We start from the raw sequence: 19,360 nt of genomic DNA, 5'->3' as shown, positions 1-19,360 counted from the left end.
GGCGACGTCACTTCGGGAGCTTCATTACGGTGCCACCGGCGCTGTTCGTCCAGTAGACGTGTTCGGCGTCCAGCGTGATGCCCAGCGGGTGGTCCTGCCCGCGCGCGAGCGTCTCGGGCTGGCCGCCGCCGAGCGGCACCCTCTTCACGGTGCCGTCGTCGTTGGTCCAGTAGACGTGGACGGCGTCGATCGCGATGTTCCGCGGATTGCGTTGCTCCGCGGCGAGCGCGACGAGCTCGCCGCCGGCGATCGGCGCCTTCACCACGGTGCCTCCGTCGTTGGTCCAGTAGACGCTCTCGGCGTCGACCGCGATGTCCCGCGGCTTGGCCTGTCCGTCCGCGATCATGACGAGCTCGCCGCCGGCGATCGGCGCCTTCATCACGGAGCCTCCCTCGTTCACCCAGTAGACGTGGGTCGCGTCGACCGCGATGCCGCGCGGGGAGTCTTGCCCCGTCGCGACCGCGACGACCTCGCCGCCGTCGACCGACACCTTCATGACCGTGCCCTGGTCCTGGCTCGTCCAGTAGACGTTCGCGGCGTCGGCCGCGATGCCGAGGGGGTACGTCTGCCCGTCCGCGAGGATGTCGAAGTCGCCGTCGAGCGACGCCCTCACGATGATCTCGAGGCCGGAGTCCGTGAAGTAAATCGAGTCGCCGACCAGCGTGATGCTCCGGGGGGAGAACGGGGGGTCTCCTTCGAAGAGGAAGGCCGTGTTGCCGCCGCCGACCGGCACCGTCATCACCTTCCGGGCGACGGAATCGACCCAGTAGACGACGGCGTCGTCGACCGCGACGTCCAACGGCTCGACCCCGCCCGACGCCAGCACCAGGGGCTCGCAGCGCGACTGCACGCACGGCTGTCCAAGGCAGTAATGCTTGCAAGCGCCGCAGTGCTCCGGATCGGAGCTCGTGTCCACGCAGACTCCGGAGCAGGAGGTCTGGCCTTCGTCGCAGCCGGACGAGCCGCCCGTGCCCGCGCTCGCGCTCACGGCCGCGCTCGCGGTCGCGCCCTCGCCCCCACCTCCTCCGGCGCCCCCGCCTGAGCCGGAGGTACCCGCGCTCGTGGCATTGGTGCTCGAAGCGGTGAAGTCCCGCACTTCGGGGTTACACGCGACGGCCAAGGTTAACGTGCTCATCAGGAAAAAGCGCTTCATGCGGGCATTGTACACCGAACACCTCTCCGGCGCGGGCCGCGCGCACCCCGCCCGCCGCGGGGCGCCTCGCGCGCCTTGCGTCGGCGGGCGCTGCCGGCGAGCGCGCCGCCGGCAGCCCACGTCCGGAGGGGCCACCTTCACGCCGCGGCCTCAGCGGTCCGGCACCGTGTCCCTGCGGCCGACCGACGCGGCGCGCAGGGCGGAGATCTTGGCGTCGACCTCGGCGGGCGACAGGATCGCACCCTCGGCGAAGTACACCCAGTCGGCCTCTTCGTAGTACGTGCGCGCGCTGCGCTGGGACGTGTCGAGCTCGTCGAACCAGAGCTGGAAGCTCAGGTACTGGCCCGCTTCCGGGACGAACCTGGCCGCGTGTGTCGCCACCTGTACCCCGTCGATGGTGTAGGTGATCGACGAGCTGGTGACCTGGAGCACGAGCGTGTGCCAGCCCGCGTAGCTCGCGGAGACGTGGTCCGACACCTTGTCGGTCGTCGTCTCCCACGAGGTCAGCCACATCGTGCTGTTATTGCCCTGTCCCCAGCCGCCGTTGGGCATGTACTCGAAGTCTTGCTCCGAGTAGTTCGGGTCGTTGTCGACGTAGTCGGTGATCGTGAAGAATGTCTCGATCGGCTTGTCGCCGAGGAAGCGCGAGCCGGAGAGCGGCGTGTCGTAGAACTTCATCCTGGCGGCGTAGGTGCCGAGGCCGAACTTGCGGTCGGCCGACATGATCTCGGCGTGCGAGCTGCCGGTGGGGCTGCCGTTCGTGGTCGCGGTGAGCCGCAGCAGCTTGTTCGCGGCGCTCGAAGGGTCGTTGAGCAGGGAGATGTTGGACGGCAGCCACTGCGCGCCGTCCACGCCGGGCCCGCCCGACCAGCTCCGCAGCGACCACCAGGCGAGGAAGCGGCTGTCGCTGGTGCTCGTGTAGCTGAAGTCGTCGAAGAACTCGGCCGCGACGGCGCTCCCGGCGGTCGTCGTCGCGCTCGCCTGGTTCGACGCGGGCGACTCGCCGCCCGTGTTCGCGGCCGTGACCTTGAAATAGTATGTGGTGGACGCCGAGAGGCCGGCGCTGGTGTAGCTGGTCGAGGTCACGCCGGCGGCGATCCGGTTGGCAGTCCCCGGCGTGAAGCCCGGCGTGGTCGACCGGTAGACGTTGTAGCTCGCCGCGCTGCTGCTTGCGGACCAGCGCAGGGAGATGGCGCTCGAACCCGCCGCCGTGGCCGCGAGCGACGTCGGCGCCGCGGGCCGCGACACGGCGGGCACGCCGGCGTCGCTCGGCGACGTCCCGCCGCGCACATCGCCCGTGGGCGCGGAGCCGGCGGAGCTCTCGCCCGGATGGCACGCGATGGACATCACGACGACGAGGCCCAGCTGCGCGAGGTGGGCGCCGCGGCCCCGCGAGAGGCCCGCCCTCCTGCCAGGGGGCGCCGAACGCGCGCACTCGCCCGTTCGCTCCTTCTGCTGGTCGCCCTGCGGAAACTTCGATCGCGATTTCATCAAGCGCTCCTCTTCTTCTTAAGGATGTACTCCTGCTCTTGGAAAGAAACCGTGTCGGCAGACTGGCCGCGATTGACGCGTTCATGCACAGGGCGCGCCGACATGGCCCCTTCGTCGAGCGCACCTGGTCCCCAGGGTGAATGCCGGCGCGGACGCCTCGCCTTCGGGAAATCGTCGCTGGACGGGGACATCGGTACTGCACCGCTCGGCGGCGGGGCGGCTCGCATGATGACACGAGTCGACGCGGCGGACGCGGCTGTCTGGTTCGCGATCCTGTGGAGCAGCCGTCTCCTCGCCTGCCGGCGACACGGTCGCGAAGCTCGGATGCCCACGGAAAGACGCCGAGACGCAGGGATGTTAAAAAAAGACGACGGTTGAACGAGCGACAGCGGGGTTGCCCCGGGGGAAGCCTCGCCGGATAGACGACAGCGCCCTACTTCCGCGCCTCGCCGAGCCGCGCCGCCTGCGCCGCGAGGTAATCCCGCTCCGGGATGCTCGTCGTCCGGCTCGCCGCCCTCCGGTAGTCCGCGATCGCCCCCTCGCGATCTCCCGCCCGCTCCAGCAGGTGCGCCCGCGCCGCGTCGAGCCGGTGATTCCCCGCGAGCCGCGCGTCCTCATCGAGCGCCTTCAAGAGCTCGAGCCCCGCCGTCGGCCCGTGCACCATGGCCGTGGCGATCGCGTGGCTGAGCGTCACCATCGGATTGTCCGTCATCTGCATCAGCACGTCATACAGCGCCAGGATCTGCGGCCAGTCCGTGTCCTCGGCGCGCGCCGCCTCGTCATGCACGGCCGCGATCGCCGCCTGGAGCTGGTACTCCCCGACCGGTCCTCCCTGCAGCGCCGCGCTCACGAGCGCCACGCCCTCGGCGATCGCGGCCTGATCCCACAGGCTCCGGTCCTGCTCCGCGAGCGGGATCAGCTCCCCCGCCGGCCCTGTCCGCGCCGCGCGCCGCGCGTCGGTCAGCAGCATGAGCGCCAGCAGCCCCGTCACCTCGCCGCTCTCCGGCAGGAGCGCGTGCACCGCCCGCGTCAGCCGGATCGCCTCGCTCGACAGGTCGGTCCTCTGCAGCTCGGGCCCGGAGCTCGTCGTGTAGCCCTCGTTGAAGATCAGGTAGAGCACGTGCAGCACGGCGCCGAGCCGCGCGTCGCGCTCCTCGAGCGTGGGCATCTGGAACGGCACGCCGGACGCCTTGATGGTCTGCTTGGCCCGGCTGATCCGCTGGGCCATCGTCGCCTCCGGGACCAGGAACGCCTTCGCGATCTCGGCGGTCGTCAGGCCGCCGACCGCGCGCAGCGTCAGCGCGATCGCGGAGGACGTCGAGAGCGCCGGGTGGCAGCACATGAAGAGCAGCGCGAGCGTGTCGTCCTGCTCGGGCGTCTCGTCGCTGTCGGGGGCGAGGGCGACCTGCAGCTCGGGCGGCGCCAGGCTGACCACGAACTGCTCGCGGCGGCGGCGGGCCGCCTCGCTCCGGACGTGATCGGTGGTGCGCCGCGACGCCACCTGGATGAGCCAGGCGCGCGGCTCGTCGGGCACGCCGTCGCGGGGCCACTGCGTGGCCGCCGCGAGCAGCGCCTCCTGGACCGCGTCCTCCGAGGCGGCGAAGTCGCGGAACCGCCGGAGGACGGCGGCGAGCACCTGCGGCGCGAGGTCGCGCAGCAGGTGCTCGGCCCGGGCGTCGCGGGGCGTCGAGGTCACACGAGGTCTTTGGTGGGCGGCGGCGCGCTCATCACCTCGCGCACCTCGATGGCCAGGTTGAGCGGCGCGCCGCCGGGCCCGGGCGCGGCGGACGCCTCGGCGGCCAGCTCGTAGGCGCGCTCCGGGCTGTCGACGTCCACGATCCAGTACCCGGCGAGGAACTCCTTCGTCTCCGGGAAGACGCCGTCGGTGACCGGCTTGCCGTCCTTCCCCGCGCGCACGACCTTGGCCTGCTCCGGCCCAGCCAGGCCTTCGGCCGCGACCAGCTCGCCCGACGCGCTGAGCTTCTTGTGAAAGCGCTTCATGAACGCGATGTGCGCGTGGAGGTCCTTCTCCGGCCAGCTGGCGATCTGGTACGGGCCCCCGCACGGGGTGTGCATCATCATCATGTATTTCATGGTCGGCTCCCTCTCATCGCAGGCGCCCCGGGGCGGGGCGCGCTTTCACGGCTAGGTCGTGGCCGAAGGCGGGTTCTCGACATCCCGGGCGACGATAGCGAAGAATTTTTTGGACCGGGACCGTGGACGAAAGTGGGCGGATGTAGGTGTGCCAGGCCGGCAGGAGTGTGGTGCTGGCGCAGCCCTCGAACGGCCGCCGGGAGGTTTCCTCAGCGCTGGAGCTTCGCGACGAGCTCTTCGAGGCGGTCGTAGCTGAGGCCCGCGCCCTCCTCCATGCCGGAAGCGAGGACCGCGTCGCGCACTTCGACCGACGGATACTGCGTCGTGACCGTGAGCCGCGTCTTGCTGCCCTCCTCGGTGAGGACCGACGTCACCACCGAGAGGGTGTCCGGGAACTGCTCGAAGATCTCGGTGTACACGAGCCGGCTCGGCGGCGTGATCTCCCGGTACTCCCCGTGGAAGGCGGCCTCACCTCCGGGAAAGCGGTTGACGAAGCGCCACGCGCCGCCTGGGCGAAGATCGATCTCGCAGACGGGCACCGAGTAGCCCTCGCTCAGGCAGCCCCACCACCGCTTCACGTGCTCGGGTTTCGTCATCGCCTCGAACACGAGGTGCCTCGGCGCGTCGAACAGGCGCGTGATGCAGATCTCCTGCTCCGATGGGGTCGTGACCTTGAAGCTGTCCCTATTCGCCGCGCTGCTTGCGACCATGGCTCTCCTCCTTCGCTTGCACTTCCTGTAGATACCTGTCCAGCCGCTCGACCCGCGCTTCCCAGAGGTGCCGGTAGTGCTCGGTCCAGTCGGCCACTTCCTTCAACGGGCCCGCTTCGAGCCGGCACCGCCGCCACTGCGCGTCACGCCTCCGCGTGATCAGCCCTGCGCGCTCGAGCACCCGGAGGTGCTTCGACACGGCGGACATGCTCATGCCGAAGGGCCCGGCGAGCTCGGTCACCGCGCATTCACCCGAGACGAGACGGGCCAGGATGGCCCGGCGCGTCGGGTCCGCCAAGGCTGCAAACGTGGCGCTCAACGGGTCGGCGGGCATACGCTATAAACCATCAGGTTAATTAACCTGATGGTTGAGTACATCGCCGGCTTGAGCTTGTCAAGGAGGAACTCCCCCGAGCGGCGCGGCCATGGGGCTCGGGTCTGCGTGCGTTTGCGGGTTCCACGGGGCACGGGCCGCGCTGAGCCATCACACGCCGGGATGAGCCCCGCAGCGGCTCAGGCGTGGGCAACCACGCAGAGGCGGCAAGGGGGTCGGCTGGCCAGCGCTTTGCTGGTCCGCCGCGGCGCGGCGCGGCGCGATGTCGATGGTCGCAGCGTGTTGTGTCGTGCCGGTCCTGGAGTCATCAAGGCGGATCCGTGACGTCCTTTGCGGCGTTCGCCGTGACGGCCCTGGCGAGCCACCGATCGAGCACGGCTGCGTCCGAGCACCCGAGGATGCGTGCGCGCGTCGCCTCGTCCGCAGGGATGCCACGCGTCGCGAGCACCGCCAGGATCGCCTCCGCCTTGCCGGACTTGTGCCCCTCCGCGAGCCCGGACCTGTGCCCCTCCGCGAGCCCGGACCTGTGCCCCTCCGCGACGCCCTCCTGGCGCGCCACCGCGAGCGCGCCGCGCGCGTCCTGCTCGGCCATCTTCGCTCGCTCGTACGCCTCCCACTCCTCGGGTGAGAAGGTCGCGGTCCGGGCGACCTCGAGCGCATCCCGGAACGGTCCCTCCGACAGCGCGGGCGGCACCACGTTCAGGTTCTTCGCTTCCCGGAAGAAGTAAGCCCACTTGTCGACGAGCGTCTCCGGCGCATCGCCGGCCGCATACTTGGGCAGCTCGAGGAAAGCATACTGCACCTGCGACAGCCCTCGCCCGCCGCTGTGCTGCTCCTGCATGCGCCACCGGCTCAGCATCGGCACCTTGAGCCGGCCGCGCTCGTCCCTGTCGGTCCAGAGGTTGAAATTGCAGATCGTCACGCCGACGACGTCGCACAGCGCCGGATACTCATCGGCGTTGCGGAGCTGCATGACATAGGCCTTGCTGGCGTTGTAGACGACGCGCTTCTCGAACCCCTCGACCTTGAGGACCTGCATCTCCACGACGAACCGCCGTCCGGTCGCGTCCGTGCACTTGACGTCCACAATCGAGAGCTTCAGCTCCGCCACGCCGACGTGCTGGTCGCTGCTGAGGTGCTGCACGTCGAGGATGCGGCGCTCGCCGTCGAGCTCGAGCAGGTGGTTCAGCAGCGCGATGAGCAGGGGCTTGCGTGCCTCGGCTCCAAAGATCCGCTTGAAGACGAAGTCGGTCTTGGGGTCGGCGAAGACGGGCTGCACGGAGAGGTTCTACGCCCGCCCGGTGCGGGGTGCAACGAGGCGCAGGTGGGCTGGGCGCGACACGCATTGCCCGTCTGCAGCGCCGTTTTCCCGAGGTCGAGCGAACGCTACGCCGACGACGGCGGCAGCTGGAAACGCTGGGATCCTTCCGCGCCGACGTGGGCCGCAGCAGGCTCCCTCGGCTCGATCGCGCGCGCGATGGCCGACGCGACACGTTTGTAGAGCTCGAAGAACTGGTCGTCTCCGAACCTGGAGCCGCTGTGAAAGAGGCCCGCGTTGAGCGGCGGGCCGGGGATGAGCTCGTCCTTGCGGTCGTAGTGGCCGAGCACGTCGGCGTGATCCGCGACGCAGATGCCCCCGAGACCGCCAGGGCTCGCCGGATCCAGGATCTGGCAGGCGCTGTTGACCACCCCGTCGCTCGCCCCGAGATCGAAGCTCGGCACGTCCACGTCGGGGCACCGGATCGCCGCGTCTGCGTGCTTCGTGAGGAGCGCGAGCGACGCCTTCATGGATGACGTCGCCTCCGCCGCGCCGTGCTCCGCGGTGAAGCGGCGGAGCTCGAGGAAGAACGCGTCCGCGTCTCGGGACGCCTGCTCCGTCGCGAGGGTGGTCGTGACGAAGCAGGTCACGGGCACCCGCCCCTCGGAACGACAGCTCTGCCGCAGCCGCGCCATCGAAGCCGGCGAGAGATCGTCGATCAGGTCGCGGTTCTGCCAGAGCTGGAACAGGAACTTCGCCGTCTCGGGCTTGGACGACAGCATGCCTCGCGCGATATCCACGCTGCCCGGGGTGCGCACCACGAGGTCGGCGAGGATCAACAACATCCGCGCCACGGACACGGCAGAGCGCAGGTTCTGCTTCGGCGACCGGACGAACCTCGCCACCTCGCTGGTGGCGAGGTACGTCCCGTGAAAGGGCGACGCGATCGCCGTCACCGACGCGATCTTGCCGCGCACCCGCGCGGCGTCGCCCCACGAGCCGCCGTCGTTGGAGATCGCCTCGGCGCAGGTGAGGAGCTCGGCGTCGACGCCGCCCGCGCTGTGGCCGACCAGGTGAATGCGCCGCGCCCCGTCGAACTGCGCGTCCAGCGAGGTGAGCCAGCGCAGCAGGAACTCCTGCCGGTGGGCGAGGCGACCCATGGGCAACGTGCAGCACGGGACCACCGGCACCGGGCGGCCGAGGCGCATCTCGAGCGCCCCGCGGATGACCGAGATGACCCGCTCCGCGAAATAATAGAACTCGCCGACCCGGCCGAAGCCCAGGAAGCCGGGCACCAGGACGACGACGTCCGCTGTTTGTGTCGACATGCTTGGACCTCCTCCACGACGAACGCAAGTTGTCTCCGCCTCCGGCGGCCGAGCGCGGCACGGCGCGCCCGCCGCTGCGCAGCGCGGACGCGAGGCTCAGAACGGGAGACTCGGCAGCTTCGACTTCGCGAACACCTCCCAGAGATCCCCCATGAACATCCTCCCGAACCGCCCGAGCGCGGAGAGCTTCTCGAGCCGGTCGTCGGTCCCGTCCACCCTGAACGTGGTGAGCTGCGCGAGGAAGTCGGGGAGAAGGATGTGCAGGACCCCTGTGGCGACCACCGGATCCGACCGGCTGTGCCCCTCGCGGATCACGGTGAAGAGCGTCGTCGTGTCGGACCAGACGTCGAACCCCGGATCGTCCAGCACCTCCTTGGTGCCGTCGAGCAGGTACTGCTTGCCGTCCGCGCCCACGAACGGCAGGGCATAGAGCATCTTGCGCTCGCGGGGGTCGTCTCCCTTCACGAACAGGTTGAACACCCCGTTGACGACCTCGGCGCCGTCATGGTCCGTGATCCCGTCGACGTGCAGCCGGCCGTTCGCGACGCCCGCGTGTGTGCTCTCCGAGATGAAGTGATCGAGATCAGGAATGGTGATGGTCAGCGTGAACTGCATCGACGAGCGCACCCGCCGGCCGATCGACTCGGCGCCCCGGTAATCGTCCGTCGGCGCATGGCTGAAGTGGAAGAACCCCTTCATCGTCTCGGTGAAGCTCAGCGTGAGCGCCTTCGTCTCCGGCAGCGCCGTGCCGCCGGCGGGGATCACGACGCGCCTCAGCGGATCCTCGATGGGGCGGGCGGCGGCGCGCTCCGGGGCCTGCCAGCTCGATTTGCCCGGGAGGCGACGGATGATGGCCTCGATGTTGCGCTCCGCGACGGCCGCGATGGTCGACGATGGATTGACCCCGGTCGACGCCGGCAGGAGGGCGCCGTCCAGCACGTAGAGGTTCTCGTAGCCCCAGACCTGCCCGGTCGGATCCGTGACGCCCTGCTCGGGGTCGTCGCTCATGATGCAGCCGCCCAGGTTGTGGACGGCGACGGGCTGGTGCAGCACCTCCCAGAACGGGCTGCTCACGAGCTTGCCGCCGAGGGCCCTGGCCACGTCCTTGCACAGCCGCTCTTCCATGGAGTAGAGGCCCAGGTTCGCGAGGGAGTTCCACTTCACGCACAGCCCGCGATCGATCGGCCGGAGCTTGATCTGCCCGTCGGCCCGGTCGCGCCCCATGGCCAGGAGGACGGCGGCGTTCGAGCCCGTCACGCCCAGATGGCCGCGCATCGCCTCCAGCACCCGCCGCTCGATGTCGTCGCGGAGCAGATCCCCGGCTCCGCGGAGCTGGCGGGCTTTGCTCTCGATGAGCCCGAGGAGCTGGGCGACGGCGCGCGGGAAGCCGCCCTCCTCGAGGACGAACCAGATCTTGTCCTCGCCCGTGCCCCGGGAGAACACGATGCCGGTCGTGATGGTCGGACCGCTCGTCGGCTTGACGATCTCCTCCGGGCACACCGCGAGCGCCAGGAAATCGCCGTTGGCGGAGTAGCCGTGGCCGAGGCGCGCGCTGATCCGCGGCAGCGTCCGGTGATCGTCGCGGCAGCGGAGCAGGAGCTCCGTGGAGTTCACCGCCCCCGCGCAGACGAACACGCTCGTCGCCTCGACGCCCGCAAGCAGGCCGCCCTGGCGCTGATCCTTGTAGGTGACCGCGTAGCCGGAGGCGGTCGGCGCGATGCGGACGACCTCGCATTGCGTGTAGACGTCCGCGCCGTGACGCTCCGCGAGGGCAAGGTAGTTGTGGTCCAGCGTATTTTTGGCGTGAATGTTGCAGCCGACGTCACATTCACCGCAGTGATTGCAGCCGCTCTGCGGCACGCCGAACTTGTTCCGGTGGACGACGCCCGGCTCGCCGAGGTCGACGGCGATGTTCGGATAGAAGAACTGGTCCTCGCGCTTCAGGGCCTTCGCGACCTTCTTCATGAGCAGGGCCTTGGCCGGCAGCGCGCCGCCGGCCGCGCCGATCGGCTTGATGTCGAGCATGTAGCCGACGAGATCGAAGTACGGGTCGAGCGCCTCGCGATCGACGCCCTTCGGCCAGCCCTTGGCGAAGACGTCCGGTTCCGGCCGGAGATGGACGTTGGCGTAGATGAGGGAGCCGCCGCCGTAGCCGGCCCCCTGGACCACCAGCATCTCGTTGATGGGCTTCACGTCGAACAGGCCCTGACCCTCCCGCCAGAGCCACCCTTTCGACAGGTTCCCCCAGTCGCGGGGGAAGCTGTGCATCGGGTAACGGCGCCCTCGCTCGAGGATGGCCACACGTTGACCCGCCTGGGCGAGCCTGCACGAGGCCACGGCGCCACCGAATCCCGATCCGATGACCACGGAATCGTAATGCATACCCAACGCCCCTCCCTGCACCCGGTGGTGCTCGGCGCGCCAGCATGAGGAGGACGACCGGGCCGCGCCCGTCGTCATGGCTTAGGCCAACCCCATCCAGCCCACCATGGATTACCATGGTCGACCTTGCATCAAAAGCATAAAACAACACGCGGCAGGATCCTGACAACGCGCTGTGCGCCGCCTCTCAGCCGCTCAGCCGCTCAGCGTCGCGATGTTGCCATGACGTTTATCCACACTGGATCGAGCGCGGGCGCGCCCCGCCGGACTGGCGCGCACGATGGGCCGCCAGCGAGCTCGCTGCGCGCGCCGCGCTCTTGAGGAGGACCGAGGCGCGCCTTTCGTCGTGATGTGGTGAACGGTTGACGGTTCGCCGCGAGGGCGGCATCATCGCCTCAGACGAAGCTGGAGCAGGCGCGCTTGAATGGGGAGCGCGCGCCGTTGCTCCGGACGCCGCGGTCCGATGCGCGCGTCGCTGGCGGTCCGCCAGCACGACAGCTCCAGGGCGAGGGTGCCCTCGAGCACGAGCCGATACCGTCGAGGGCGAATCCCCGGAGGAGGTACGATCTCATGTCCATGCAGGTGCAGGTCAACAGGACAGAGCTGGGCGCTCACGCCGCGAGCGGCGCGACGGCAGCGGCGCGCCCCCGGGCAGCGCCGTACGTCTCGGGCGCTCGCACGGACCGTGGTTTCCAGCGCGAGATCGCGCTCTTCACCCACGAGGGGGTGCCGGACGCCGAGATCTCCGAGCACTCCTTCTCCACGGGCGACAAGCTCGGCCTGAGGCTCGCGCGGTTCAAGCGCGCCGAGAGCGATGATGTCGTGCTCCTGATCCACGGCCTCACGACGTCGACGGACATGTTCATCATGCCGGAGCACTACAACCTGGTCCGCTACCTGCACGACCACGACTTCACCGACGTCTGGTCGGTGGATTTCCGGATGAGCAACCGCCTCCCGTACAACCTGACGCCGCACCGGTACAGCTTCGACGACATCGCGCTCTTCGATTTCCCCGCCGCGATCGCGACGATGCGCGAGCACATCGGCGATCGGCGCATCCACGTGATCTGCCACTGCCTCGGCTCGGTCTCGTTCATGATGGGCCTGTTCGGCGGCTCGATCCAGGGGGTCACCAGCGTGATCGCCAACAGCGTGGGGCTGACGCCGCGGGTGCCGGGGTGGTCGAAGATCAAGCTCAGGCTCGCGCCGTTCTTGGTGGAATCGGTCCTGAGCTTCCCCCACCTGAGCCCGCAGTGGAGCAACGACCCGGTCCTGAGCCGCGGGAAGATCTTCTCCAAGATCATCTCGGCGTTCCACCGGGAATGCGACGTCCCCGCGTGCCACATGCTCAGCATGATGTGGGGCACCGGGTGGCCGGCCCTCTACAGCCACGAGAACCTCCACGAGGTCACCCACCGCCGCGGCGGTGATCTGTATGGCGGCACCAGCATGAATTACTACCGCCACGTCTACAAGATGGTCCAGAACGACAGCCGGGCGGTCAAGTTCGACCCGAAGGACCCGAAGTACAGGGCCTTGCCGGACGATTACCTGTCGAGGGCGCCGGAGATCCGGACGCCGGTGCTCTTCGTCACCGGCGCGAACAACCGGGTCTTCACCGACTCGAACGTCCTCTGCCACCAGCGGCTCGAGAAGGTCGTGCCGGGCAGGCACCGGCTGCACGTGTTCCCGGGCTACGGGCACCAGGACGTCTTCATGGGGAAGAACTGCGACAGGGATATCTTCCCGACGTTCGTCGAGTACTTCCGCGAGCATCGGCGGTAGTCATTCCTGTCGGTCTGCCCCGGGGCCCGGGATCCGGGGCAGACCACGACAGGGCGGCGGCGGCCGGAGCCGGCCGCCGCCCCGAGGACCGCGCCTCAGGCGGGGGTGGCTGCGTTCTTCAGGATGTAGCGCGAGAGTCGTTCCGCCGACGCGCGGTACCCCTCGTAGATCAGGCGGCGCGCGATCGGGTGCACCGCCCGGACGAGGAGCCGCGGCTCGTAGTGCACGCTCCACCGCAGCAGGGTCGCGCTCGCGCCGAACGGCTGGAGCTGGATGTCCTCCACCATCCTCCGCATCAGCGGCAACGTCATCGCGTCGATCACAAAGCAGAAGCGGCTGCCCGGCTGCCAGTCGATGAAATGCTCCCGGAAGGTGACGGCGTGGAGCTCGAGCTCGCGTGTGGAGCCGACGCCGTGGGGCTGCGGGCTCGTCCACCTGCAGTCGACGAAGCCTGTGATCCAGTCGCGCATGCCTTCCGGCCTGGCGAAGATCTCGAAGACCCGGTCCGGCCGGGCCTGGAGCAAGGACGCCACCTCGATGCGGAACGGCGCGCGGCGCGTGAAATCTAGATCCGCGGGCGCGAGCTCGAACCAGACCGGACGGAGGGCGCGCCTCGGACCCCTCGCGGGCGAGCGGGCAGGGGAGGGCGTGGACCGGCCGGCGTGCGGCGCGACGTCCCCGAGCGTCGCCGTCATTCGCCGGCGTCCGCCTGGGCCGACGAGCGGGCTCCGTTCGTGCCGGCGCTGCGCGACAGGGCAGCGGACGCGCGGACCGCGTTGGGGTCGATCCGGCTGCGCCGCTTCTCGTCCTTCACGGTCTTCGTGTGCATGTAGCGGTACGCCCCCTGCGCGATGCACACGTCGTCGACCTGGGAGACGATCTCCTCCAGCACGGGCTCCGTCATCTTGTCCGGATCCATGCCGCAGTAGAACATCAGCTCGCAGAAGCGCTTGCTCGGGTCCCCTTGCGCGAGGTAATCGGACCGGATCGCCTTCACGTAGATGGCGATGAAGGTGAAGCACCCGGATTTGTCGCGATGCTCCAGGAAGATGGAGTAAAGCCGGTTGAAGAGCGGCTCGAACCTCTCCGCCGGACCCAGGACGATGAACATGCGGGTCGGATCGCCGACCGACGAGTCGAGGATCCGGTCGGTGAACGTCTCGATGTTCTTGGTCGAGGCGTAGCGCGGGCTGAGGACGACGCCCGCCATTCCGAGGTACTTCACGGCCACGTCGAGGCCGGTCGGGAGGCGCCCCGCGTACAGCCCGAGGGTCTGCAGGTAGCCGTAGGCAGCCTTGTTCCAGAGGGATTTCACGGGGCTCTGGGGCACCTCGTGGTAGCTCGAGAACTGGCCGATCCGGACGGACGTGCCGAACACGGCATAATCCAGCCAGACGCCGCGCTCCATGAGCGCCTGGCCGGGGTCGCGGATGAGCTGTCCGGCCTCGTCGAGGAACTTCTTGAGGTCGGTATGGAGCGACCTCTGGTTCTTCAGGATGACGTTGAACTTGTCGATCCGGATGACGTCGAGCGTGAGCGTCGCGATGACGCCGTGCTGGCCAGCGCCGGCCAGCACGCGGTAAAACTCGTCGGGGCGCTCGGTCCGGCCGCAGGAGACGACCTCGCCCTCGTGGTTCACGTACTCGAGCCGCCGGACGTTGTCGACGAACATGCCGAAGCGGTGCGACGCGGGGCTGATCCCGCCGACCGAGGCGAAGCCGCCCGCGGTGATGTGGTTGTGGTCTCCGATGATCGGGAGGCCGTACCCCTTGCCCGTGAGGTGGAGGTCGAGCTCGGCGAGCACGACGCCCGACTGGACGGTGACCGTCTGCTCGGCCTCGTTCAGCTCGAGGATCCGGTCGAGCTTCTCGACGACCAGGACACACCCGCGGTCGGCGAGCACCAGATCGTTGCTCGAGTGCCCCTTGCTGCGGATCATCAGCTTCTGGCCGAGCGCTCGTGTCTCCTTGACGGCGCGCACGATGTCGTCGGTCGTCATCGGCAGGTAGATCTTGAACGGGTACTTGGGCTTGATCTGCGGGGCGCCGACCCGCTCCCAGTCATAGCCGAGGCTATCGAGGCTATCATGGCTGAAACCTTCGTGGCTCGTGTGCTTGTACGGTTGGGACATGGACACGCCTCCGCCCTTGGTTCGAGCCTCGGTCCCCGAGCCTCGAACCTCGATCTCGCTCTACGAATCCCCACGTTCTGAGTCAGGGCACGGTCCTTCTCGACCAGCCGCTGACGAGCCGATGCGGACGTCGCCGACCGCGCCGTGCCGCACCTCCGCCGCTGCCCCGCTGCTCGCGTCCCGGTGAAGGACGCTCCACGGCTATCCCCGAGCTCCCCCCGGGTAGCCGCCGCCATGACAGCAGGCTTTCAACGTTCCCCCTGCCTGCGGTCGTGTCATCGACGCCGCAAGGCTTCTTCCTTCCGCGTCTCTGATAAAGAGAGTACAAGACGCATTGCGCAGGTGTCAATGTATCCTTTGTGCGCTACCGTGCTCAATGCTATCCGCCCGCGGCGGAACGGGGCAATGGAGCACTGCATTTGAGCAGTGGAGGGAGGATCTTTATGCCGATAGCCTTTGTGACGGGCGGGTCCGGTTTCGTTGGACGTAATCTGATCGCGGCGCTCCGCGCGCGCGGAGATGGGGTGCGCGCGCTCGCGCGTTCGGACGCCGCGGCGGCGGCCGTGAGCAGGTCGGGCGCGGAGCCCGTGCGCGGCGACCTCGACGACGTGGAGGCGCTCCGGGGAGGCATGCAGGGCGCGCAGGTGGTCTATCACGCGGCCGCGCTGGTGCAGGACTGGGGGCCCAAGGAGGATTACCTGCGGGCCAACGTCGCCGGTACGGAGCACGCTCTCGCCGCGGCCAGGGCCGCCGGCGTCGGGCGGTTCGTGCATGTCAGCACCGAGGCCGTCCTCCTCGGCGGGGAGCCGCTCGTGAACGTGGACGAGCGCCGGCCGCGCCCGCCGAGCCCGGTCGGGCTCTATCCGCTCACGAAGGGCCTCGCCGAGGAGCGCGTGCTCGCCGCGAGCTCTCCGGAGCTCACCACCGTCATCGTGCGCCCGCGGCTCATCTGGGGGCTCGGGGACACGTCGTTGCTGCCCCAGTTCGTGGAGGCCGTCCGCGCAGGCAAGTTCATGTGGATCGACGGCGGCCACGCCCTGACGTCGACCTGCCATGTCAGGAACCTGTGCGAGGGGATGATCCTCGCGGCGGAGCGGGGCCGCGGCGGGGAGATCTATTTCCTTACCGACGGGCCGCCGATCGAGACCCGGGAGTTCGTCACCAGGATGCTCGCCACGCAGGGGGTCGACGCGGGGTCGCGCAGCGTCCCGAAATGGCTCGCGGCGGCGTTCGCGCAGCTGGCCGAGTGGACGTGGGCAGGCCTGCGCCTGAAGGGCGCGCCGCCGCTCACCCGCACGGTCGTGCGGCTCTTCGGGGAAGAGGTCACCGTCAATGACGAGAAGGCGCGCCGCGAGCTCGGTTATCGGGGCACCGTCTCGCGCGAAGCCGGGCTCGAGGAGATGGCCGGGGCGAGGGCGGCCGGGGCGAGCAGGGCCGAGGCGAACCAGGCGCCGGTCGCCGCGGCGTGAAGCGCGCGGTCACGCCCGCGCCGCCGCGAGGCCGCGCAGCGCGCCCATCGTGAGCGCCTGGAGGTCGTCGAGGTAGCCCGGCGGCGTCTCCATGCCGGTCACGACGAGCCTCCAGTAGAGCACCGCGGGGAGCAGGTCGAGGACGAGGTCCACGTCGATCGTCGCCGGCAGCTCGCCGCGCGCGATCGCCCGCCGCACGAGCGCTTCCCCCATCGCGCGGCGCTCGACCTGCAGGGTCCCGCGGATCGCCCGGGCGAGCGGCGCGGACCGCCGCATCTCCGAGTGCAGATCGGGCAGGATCCGGCGCACCAGCGGGCGCCGCAGGAGCCTGTACGCGCCCTCGAGCAGCGCGCGGACGTCTCCCTCCAGCGAGCCGGTGTCCGGCACCTGCGCCACGCGGATCCCGCTCTTCAGGAGCAGCTCGGACGCCATCGCCAGCTTGGAAGGCCACCGGCGGTAGACCGCCGCCTTCCCGACGCCGGCGCGCCTCGCCACGGCCTCGATGCTCAGGGCGGCGTACCCGACGCGCGCCCACTCCCGGAAGAAGGCGGCCGTGATCGCCGCCGTGACGTCCTCCTGCAGCACCGCGGCACCGGCAGGGACCCGGCGGGCTTTCTCGTTCATTTCTCCCCCTTAGCACGTCGATACGGTTGCGTTCCATCGTGGAGGGGTTATGGTTCATACGACGGAACGAACCCGTTCCATCGTCGCACCCCACGGAGGGCTCTCCCATGGCCGAAGCATCACGCACCGGACACGACACCCCGTTCGCCGCCACGTTCAGGCGCGGGCTGGAGCGACTCGTCAACAAGGACACGGCCGGCTGGGTCTCCATGTTCGCCGAGGACGGCGCCATGGAGTTCCCCTTCGCGCCGCCCGGCTATCCAGAGCGGCTGGAGGGGAGGGCGGCGATCGCGGAGTACATGCGCGGCTACCCTGACATCGTCGATCTCGCCTCGTTTCACGTCGAGGCGTTTCACCAGACGGTGAACCCGGACGTCGTCATCGTCGAGTTCTCCACGAGCGGGCGCGCGATCCCTACGAACCGGCCCTATACGATGCGGTACGTCGGCGTGATCACGATGCGCGGCGGCGAGATCGTCAACTACCGTGATTACTGGAACCCTCTTGTCGCCGCGGCCGCGCTCGGCGGCGCCGAGGCGATGGTGTCCGCCTTCGCCCAGGAGGCGCGCTGAGATGGACCAGCCGACGATCCTCGTGACGGGCGGCACGGGCAAGACGGGCCGGCGTATCGTCCAGCGCCTCGCCCAGCTGGGCCATCCGGTGAGGCTCGCGAGCCGGTCGGGCCAGGCGGCACAGGGCGCCGGCGCCGCGCGCTTCGACTGGAACGACGCCGCCACCCACGGCCCGGCGCTGGCCGGGGTGGGCCGCGTTTACCTGGTGGCGCCCGTGGGCGCGCCGGACCCTTATCCTGTGATGGCCGAGTTCATCGATCGCGCCTTGAAATCGGGCGTCCGCCGCTTCGTGCTCCTCAGCGCCTCGTCCCTGCCCGAGGGCGGGCCTGCCATGGGGGCGGTGCATCACCTGCTGCGGCAGGTCGCGCCGGAGTGGGCGGTGCTGCGGCCGACGTGGTTCATGCAGAACTTCTCCGAGCAGCAGCACCGGGCGACGATCCGGGACGAGGGGCGGATCTATTCCGCAACCGGGCGAGGCCGCGTGCCGTTCGTCGACGCCGACGACATCGCCGAGGTCGGCGTGCGCGCCCTCGCCGACGAGCGAGCGCACGACACCGATCACGTGATCACCGGCCCGGAGGTGTTGAGTTACGGCCAGGTCGCCGACGTCATCGCCGAGGTGCTCGGGCGGCCGGTGCGGCACGTCGACCTCTCGGAAGACGCGCTGGCGGAGCGTTATGCCGGCCTCGGCATGGAGCCGGCCTACGCGAGGCTCCTCGCGAGCATGGATACCGCGATCGCCGGCGGCTCCGAGGACCGGACGACCGACACGGTCGCGCGGGTGACGGGCCGCCCGCCGCGCTCATTCAAAGAGTTCGTGCGCGCCGCCGCGGCGGCGTGGCAGCGCTGACCGCGCCGCGGCGTGATCGCGAGGGTGATGGGTCGAGTCGCCGCTCGGCGTGGCCGCGAGGTCGATGGGGTCGAGTCACCGCGTCTCTGCGCCGTGGTGCGATATCCGTGAAGCCTGTAAACGACCGGAGCTGCGCGTCGCGAGGGACAACCGGCGGCGGCAGGGACGATGGCGGGGTGATATGCTTCACGATCCGGCGCGACCTTGCGCGGGCGCTCACGCCCGGCGGGCCGACGCAGGCACGGAGGAGCGATGTCGGAAGCAGGTTCTCGGAGATTCGAGGGCAGGGCGGCGATCGTGACGGGGGCAGGTACGGGCGTCGGGAGGGCCACCGCGCTGGCCTTCGCCCGGGAGGGGGCCAGGGTGGTTGTGGCCAACCGCCGGTCCGACGCGGGCCAGGCCGTGGTGGCGGAGATCGAGGCGCTCGGCGGGGAGGCGCTCTACGTGCAGACCGACGTCTCCCGCCGTGAGTCCGTGCAGGGCCTCATCGAGGCCGCGCTGGCGCGTTACGACAGGATCGACATCCTCATCAACAACGCCGGCGTCCTCGGGCAGATGGCGCTGACCGCCGATGTCACCGAGGAGCAGTGGGATGAGGTGATGGACATCAACCTCAAGGGCGCCTGGATGTGCATGAAGTACGCGATCCCCGCGATGGTGCGGCAGCGGCGTGGGATCATCGTCAATGTGGCCTCGTCGGCGAACCTGCGGACCTACCCCTACCTGTCGGCCTACTCGGCGAGCAAGGCGGGGATGCTCGCGATGACCAGGGTGGCCGCCGCGGAGTACGCGAAGGCGGGTATCCTGGTCAAATCGCTGTGTCTGGGCGCCGTCCGCACGCCGATGATCGAGCCTGGCGTAAAGTACGCCGGAAACGAGGCGGCGGTCGCGTCGATGCACCTGGTCGACCGCATTGCGGAGCCCGAGGAGGTCGGCGAGGCGATCGTCTGGCTCTGTTCCGATCAGGCCTCCTTCGTCATCGGACCTGCGCTGGCCATGACCGGCGGCACCGAGCTCATGTGACCGCCCCCCGTGCGAGCGCTCCCCACGACCACCGCGCCAGCGGGTGGGGGCGGGCTCGCCGGCGTGGCGCGGGCGGGCGCGCTGGAGCACCGAGCGAGGTGCCATAACCTTTCAGCGGGCTCCACGTCTCAGGCGCGCCTTGTGTGGCGCGCA

The 19,360-nt window shown here is 69.6% G+C and carries 17 protein-coding genes; 5 read left to right on the top strand and 12 right to left on the bottom strand.

The window, feature by feature from the left end:
- Positions 1–7: 7 nt before the first annotated feature.
- From WMF43_RS44730 to WMF43_RS44690, 9 genes are all read right to left on the bottom strand, one after another.
- Positions 8–1,153 carry a DUF5050 domain-containing protein gene (locus tag WMF43_RS44730; protein WP_437674535.1) on the bottom strand — a complete coding sequence of 382 codons (1,146 nt, stop codon included), beginning with the start codon at positions 1,151–1,153 and terminating at the stop codon, positions 8–10.
- Between the two features lie 150 nt (positions 1,154–1,303).
- Positions 1,304–2,644 (bottom strand): fibronectin type III domain-containing protein, encoded by a 1,341-nt coding sequence (locus WMF43_RS44725; protein WP_437674533.1) that lies wholly within the window; start codon positions 2,642–2,644, stop codon positions 1,304–1,306.
- 433 nt (positions 2,645–3,077) lie between these two features.
- The gene (locus tag WMF43_RS44720) at positions 3,078–4,340 is read right to left on the bottom strand and encodes an RNA polymerase sigma factor (RefSeq protein WP_437674531.1); all 1,263 of its coding nucleotides are present in this window, start codon (positions 4,338–4,340) and stop codon (positions 3,078–3,080) included.
- On the bottom strand, positions 4,337–4,738 hold the full coding sequence (locus WMF43_RS44715) for a YciI family protein (RefSeq protein WP_437674529.1): 402 nt from the start codon (positions 4,736–4,738) through the stop codon (positions 4,337–4,339). Before WMF43_RS44715 ends, WMF43_RS44720 begins: the two co-directional genes overlap by 4 nt.
- 209 nt (positions 4,739–4,947) lie before the next feature.
- Complete coding sequence (locus tag WMF43_RS44710) at positions 4,948–5,448, bottom strand: SRPBCC family protein (protein ID WP_437674527.1); 501 nt, start codon at positions 5,446–5,448, stop codon at positions 4,948–4,950.
- The gene (locus WMF43_RS44705) at positions 5,423–5,782 is read right to left on the bottom strand and encodes an ArsR/SmtB family transcription factor (RefSeq protein WP_437674525.1); all 360 of its coding nucleotides are present in this window, start codon (positions 5,780–5,782) and stop codon (positions 5,423–5,425) included. Before WMF43_RS44705 ends, WMF43_RS44710 begins: the two co-directional genes overlap by 26 nt.
- Positions 5,783–6,089: 307 nt before the next feature.
- Positions 6,090–7,061, bottom strand: coding sequence for an Rpn family recombination-promoting nuclease/putative transposase (locus WMF43_RS44700; RefSeq protein ID WP_437674524.1), 972 nt, complete (start codon positions 7,059–7,061; stop codon positions 6,090–6,092).
- A 107-nt stretch (positions 7,062–7,168) separates the two neighbouring features.
- Positions 7,169–8,368, bottom strand: coding sequence for an esterase/lipase family protein (locus WMF43_RS44695; RefSeq protein WP_437674522.1), 1,200 nt, complete (start codon positions 8,366–8,368; stop codon positions 7,169–7,171).
- Between the two features lie 96 nt (positions 8,369–8,464).
- Positions 8,465–10,750, bottom strand: a complete 2,286-nt coding sequence (locus tag WMF43_RS44690; protein WP_437674520.1) for a GMC oxidoreductase — start codon at positions 10,748–10,750, stop codon at positions 8,465–8,467.
- Positions 10,751–11,320: 570 nt separating this feature from the next.
- Between WMF43_RS44690 and WMF43_RS44685 the strand changes: the two genes are divergently transcribed.
- The gene (locus WMF43_RS44685; protein WP_437674518.1) at positions 11,321–12,538 is read left to right on the top strand and encodes an alpha/beta hydrolase; all 1,218 of its coding nucleotides are present in this window, start codon (positions 11,321–11,323) and stop codon (positions 12,536–12,538) included.
- Positions 12,539–12,633: 95 nt separating this feature from the next.
- Here WMF43_RS44685 and WMF43_RS44680 read toward each other — a convergent pair whose 3' ends face one another.
- Positions 12,634–13,233 (bottom strand): SRPBCC family protein, encoded by a 600-nt coding sequence (locus tag WMF43_RS44680; protein WP_437674516.1) that lies wholly within the window; start codon positions 13,231–13,233, stop codon positions 12,634–12,636.
- Positions 13,230–14,669, bottom strand: a complete 1,440-nt coding sequence (locus WMF43_RS44675; protein ID WP_437674514.1) for an FAD-binding oxidoreductase — start codon at positions 14,667–14,669, stop codon at positions 13,230–13,232. The genes WMF43_RS44680 and WMF43_RS44675 overlap by 4 nt, the downstream gene beginning before the upstream one ends.
- Positions 14,670–15,112: 443 nt before the next feature.
- Here WMF43_RS44675 and WMF43_RS44670 point away from each other — a divergent pair, with 443 nt between their 5' ends.
- Positions 15,113–16,138, top strand: coding sequence for an NAD-dependent epimerase/dehydratase family protein (locus WMF43_RS44670; protein WP_437674513.1), 1,026 nt, complete (start codon positions 15,113–15,115; stop codon positions 16,136–16,138).
- 9 nt (positions 16,139–16,147) lie between these two features.
- Here WMF43_RS44670 and WMF43_RS44665 read toward each other — a convergent pair whose 3' ends face one another.
- Positions 16,148–16,762, bottom strand: a complete 615-nt coding sequence (locus WMF43_RS44665; protein WP_437674511.1) for a TetR/AcrR family transcriptional regulator — start codon at positions 16,760–16,762, stop codon at positions 16,148–16,150.
- 107 nt (positions 16,763–16,869) lie between these two features.
- Here WMF43_RS44665 and WMF43_RS44660 point away from each other — a divergent pair, with 107 nt between their 5' ends.
- The 3 genes from WMF43_RS44660 to WMF43_RS44650 all read left to right on the top strand — a co-directional run bounded on the left by WMF43_RS44660 (position 16,870) and on the right by WMF43_RS44650 (position 19,207).
- Positions 16,870–17,334 carry a nuclear transport factor 2 family protein gene (locus WMF43_RS44660; RefSeq protein WP_437674509.1) on the top strand — a complete coding sequence of 155 codons (465 nt, stop codon included), beginning with the start codon at positions 16,870–16,872 and terminating at the stop codon, positions 17,332–17,334.
- A 1-nt stretch (position 17,335) separates the two neighbouring features.
- Positions 17,336–18,184: an ergot alkaloid biosynthesis protein gene (locus WMF43_RS44655; protein ID WP_437674507.1), complete on the top strand. Its 849-nt coding sequence runs from the start codon at positions 17,336–17,338 to the stop codon at positions 18,182–18,184.
- Positions 18,185–18,436: 252 nt separating this feature from the next.
- Positions 18,437–19,207 (top strand): SDR family NAD(P)-dependent oxidoreductase, encoded by a 771-nt coding sequence (locus WMF43_RS44650; protein WP_437674505.1) that lies wholly within the window; start codon positions 18,437–18,439, stop codon positions 19,205–19,207.
- Positions 19,208–19,360 lie beyond the last annotated feature (153 nt).

Origin of the sequence: Sorangium sp. So ce131 (assembly GCF_051519095.1) — a bacterium.
Classification (GTDB): Bacteria; Myxococcota_A; Polyangia; order Polyangiales; family Polyangiaceae; genus Sorangium.
Note: the sequence above shows the minus strand (reverse complement) of the source record. Positions and strands in the feature narration are given on the sequence as shown.

Excerpts from the sequence above, each read along its gene's own strand:
- WMF43_RS44690 (WP_437674520.1), bottom strand. The coding sequence starts at position 10,750 with ATGCATTACGATTCCGTGGTCATCGGATCGGGATTCGGTGGCGCCGTG.
- WMF43_RS44705 (WP_437674525.1), bottom strand. The coding sequence starts at position 5,782 with ATGCCCGCCGACCCGTTGAGCGCCACGTTTGCAGCCTTGGCGGACCCG.
- WMF43_RS44680 (WP_437674516.1), bottom strand. The coding sequence starts at position 13,233 with ATGACGGCGACGCTCGGGGACGTCGCGCCGCACGCCGGCCGGTCCACG.
- WMF43_RS44695 (WP_437674522.1), bottom strand. The coding sequence starts at position 8,368 with ATGTCGACACAAACAGCGGACGTCGTCGTCCTGGTGCCCGGCTTCCTG.
- WMF43_RS44670 (WP_437674513.1), top strand. The coding sequence starts at position 15,113 with ATGCCGATAGCCTTTGTGACGGGCGGGTCCGGTTTCGTTGGACGTAAT.
- WMF43_RS44650 (WP_437674505.1), top strand. The coding sequence starts at position 18,437 with ATGTCGGAAGCAGGTTCTCGGAGATTCGAGGGCAGGGCGGCGATCGTG.
- WMF43_RS44710 (WP_437674527.1), bottom strand. The coding sequence starts at position 5,448 with ATGGTCGCAAGCAGCGCGGCGAATAGGGACAGCTTCAAGGTCACGACC.
- WMF43_RS44665 (WP_437674511.1), bottom strand. The coding sequence starts at position 16,762 with ATGAACGAGAAAGCCCGCCGGGTCCCTGCCGGTGCCGCGGTGCTGCAG.
- WMF43_RS44655 (WP_437674507.1), top strand. The coding sequence starts at position 17,336 with ATGGACCAGCCGACGATCCTCGTGACGGGCGGCACGGGCAAGACGGGC.
- WMF43_RS44660 (WP_437674509.1), top strand. The coding sequence starts at position 16,870 with ATGGCCGAAGCATCACGCACCGGACACGACACCCCGTTCGCCGCCACG.
- WMF43_RS44715 (WP_437674529.1), bottom strand. The coding sequence starts at position 4,738 with ATGAAATACATGATGATGATGCACACCCCGTGCGGGGGCCCGTACCAG.
- WMF43_RS44675 (WP_437674514.1), bottom strand. The coding sequence starts at position 14,669 with ATGTCCCAACCGTACAAGCACACGAGCCACGAAGGTTTCAGCCATGAT.
- WMF43_RS44725 (WP_437674533.1), bottom strand. The coding sequence starts at position 2,644 with ATGAAATCGCGATCGAAGTTTCCGCAGGGCGACCAGCAGAAGGAGCGA.
- WMF43_RS44730 (WP_437674535.1), bottom strand. The coding sequence starts at position 1,153 with ATGAAGCGCTTTTTCCTGATGAGCACGTTAACCTTGGCCGTCGCGTGT.
- WMF43_RS44685 (WP_437674518.1), top strand. The coding sequence starts at position 11,321 with ATGTCCATGCAGGTGCAGGTCAACAGGACAGAGCTGGGCGCTCACGCC.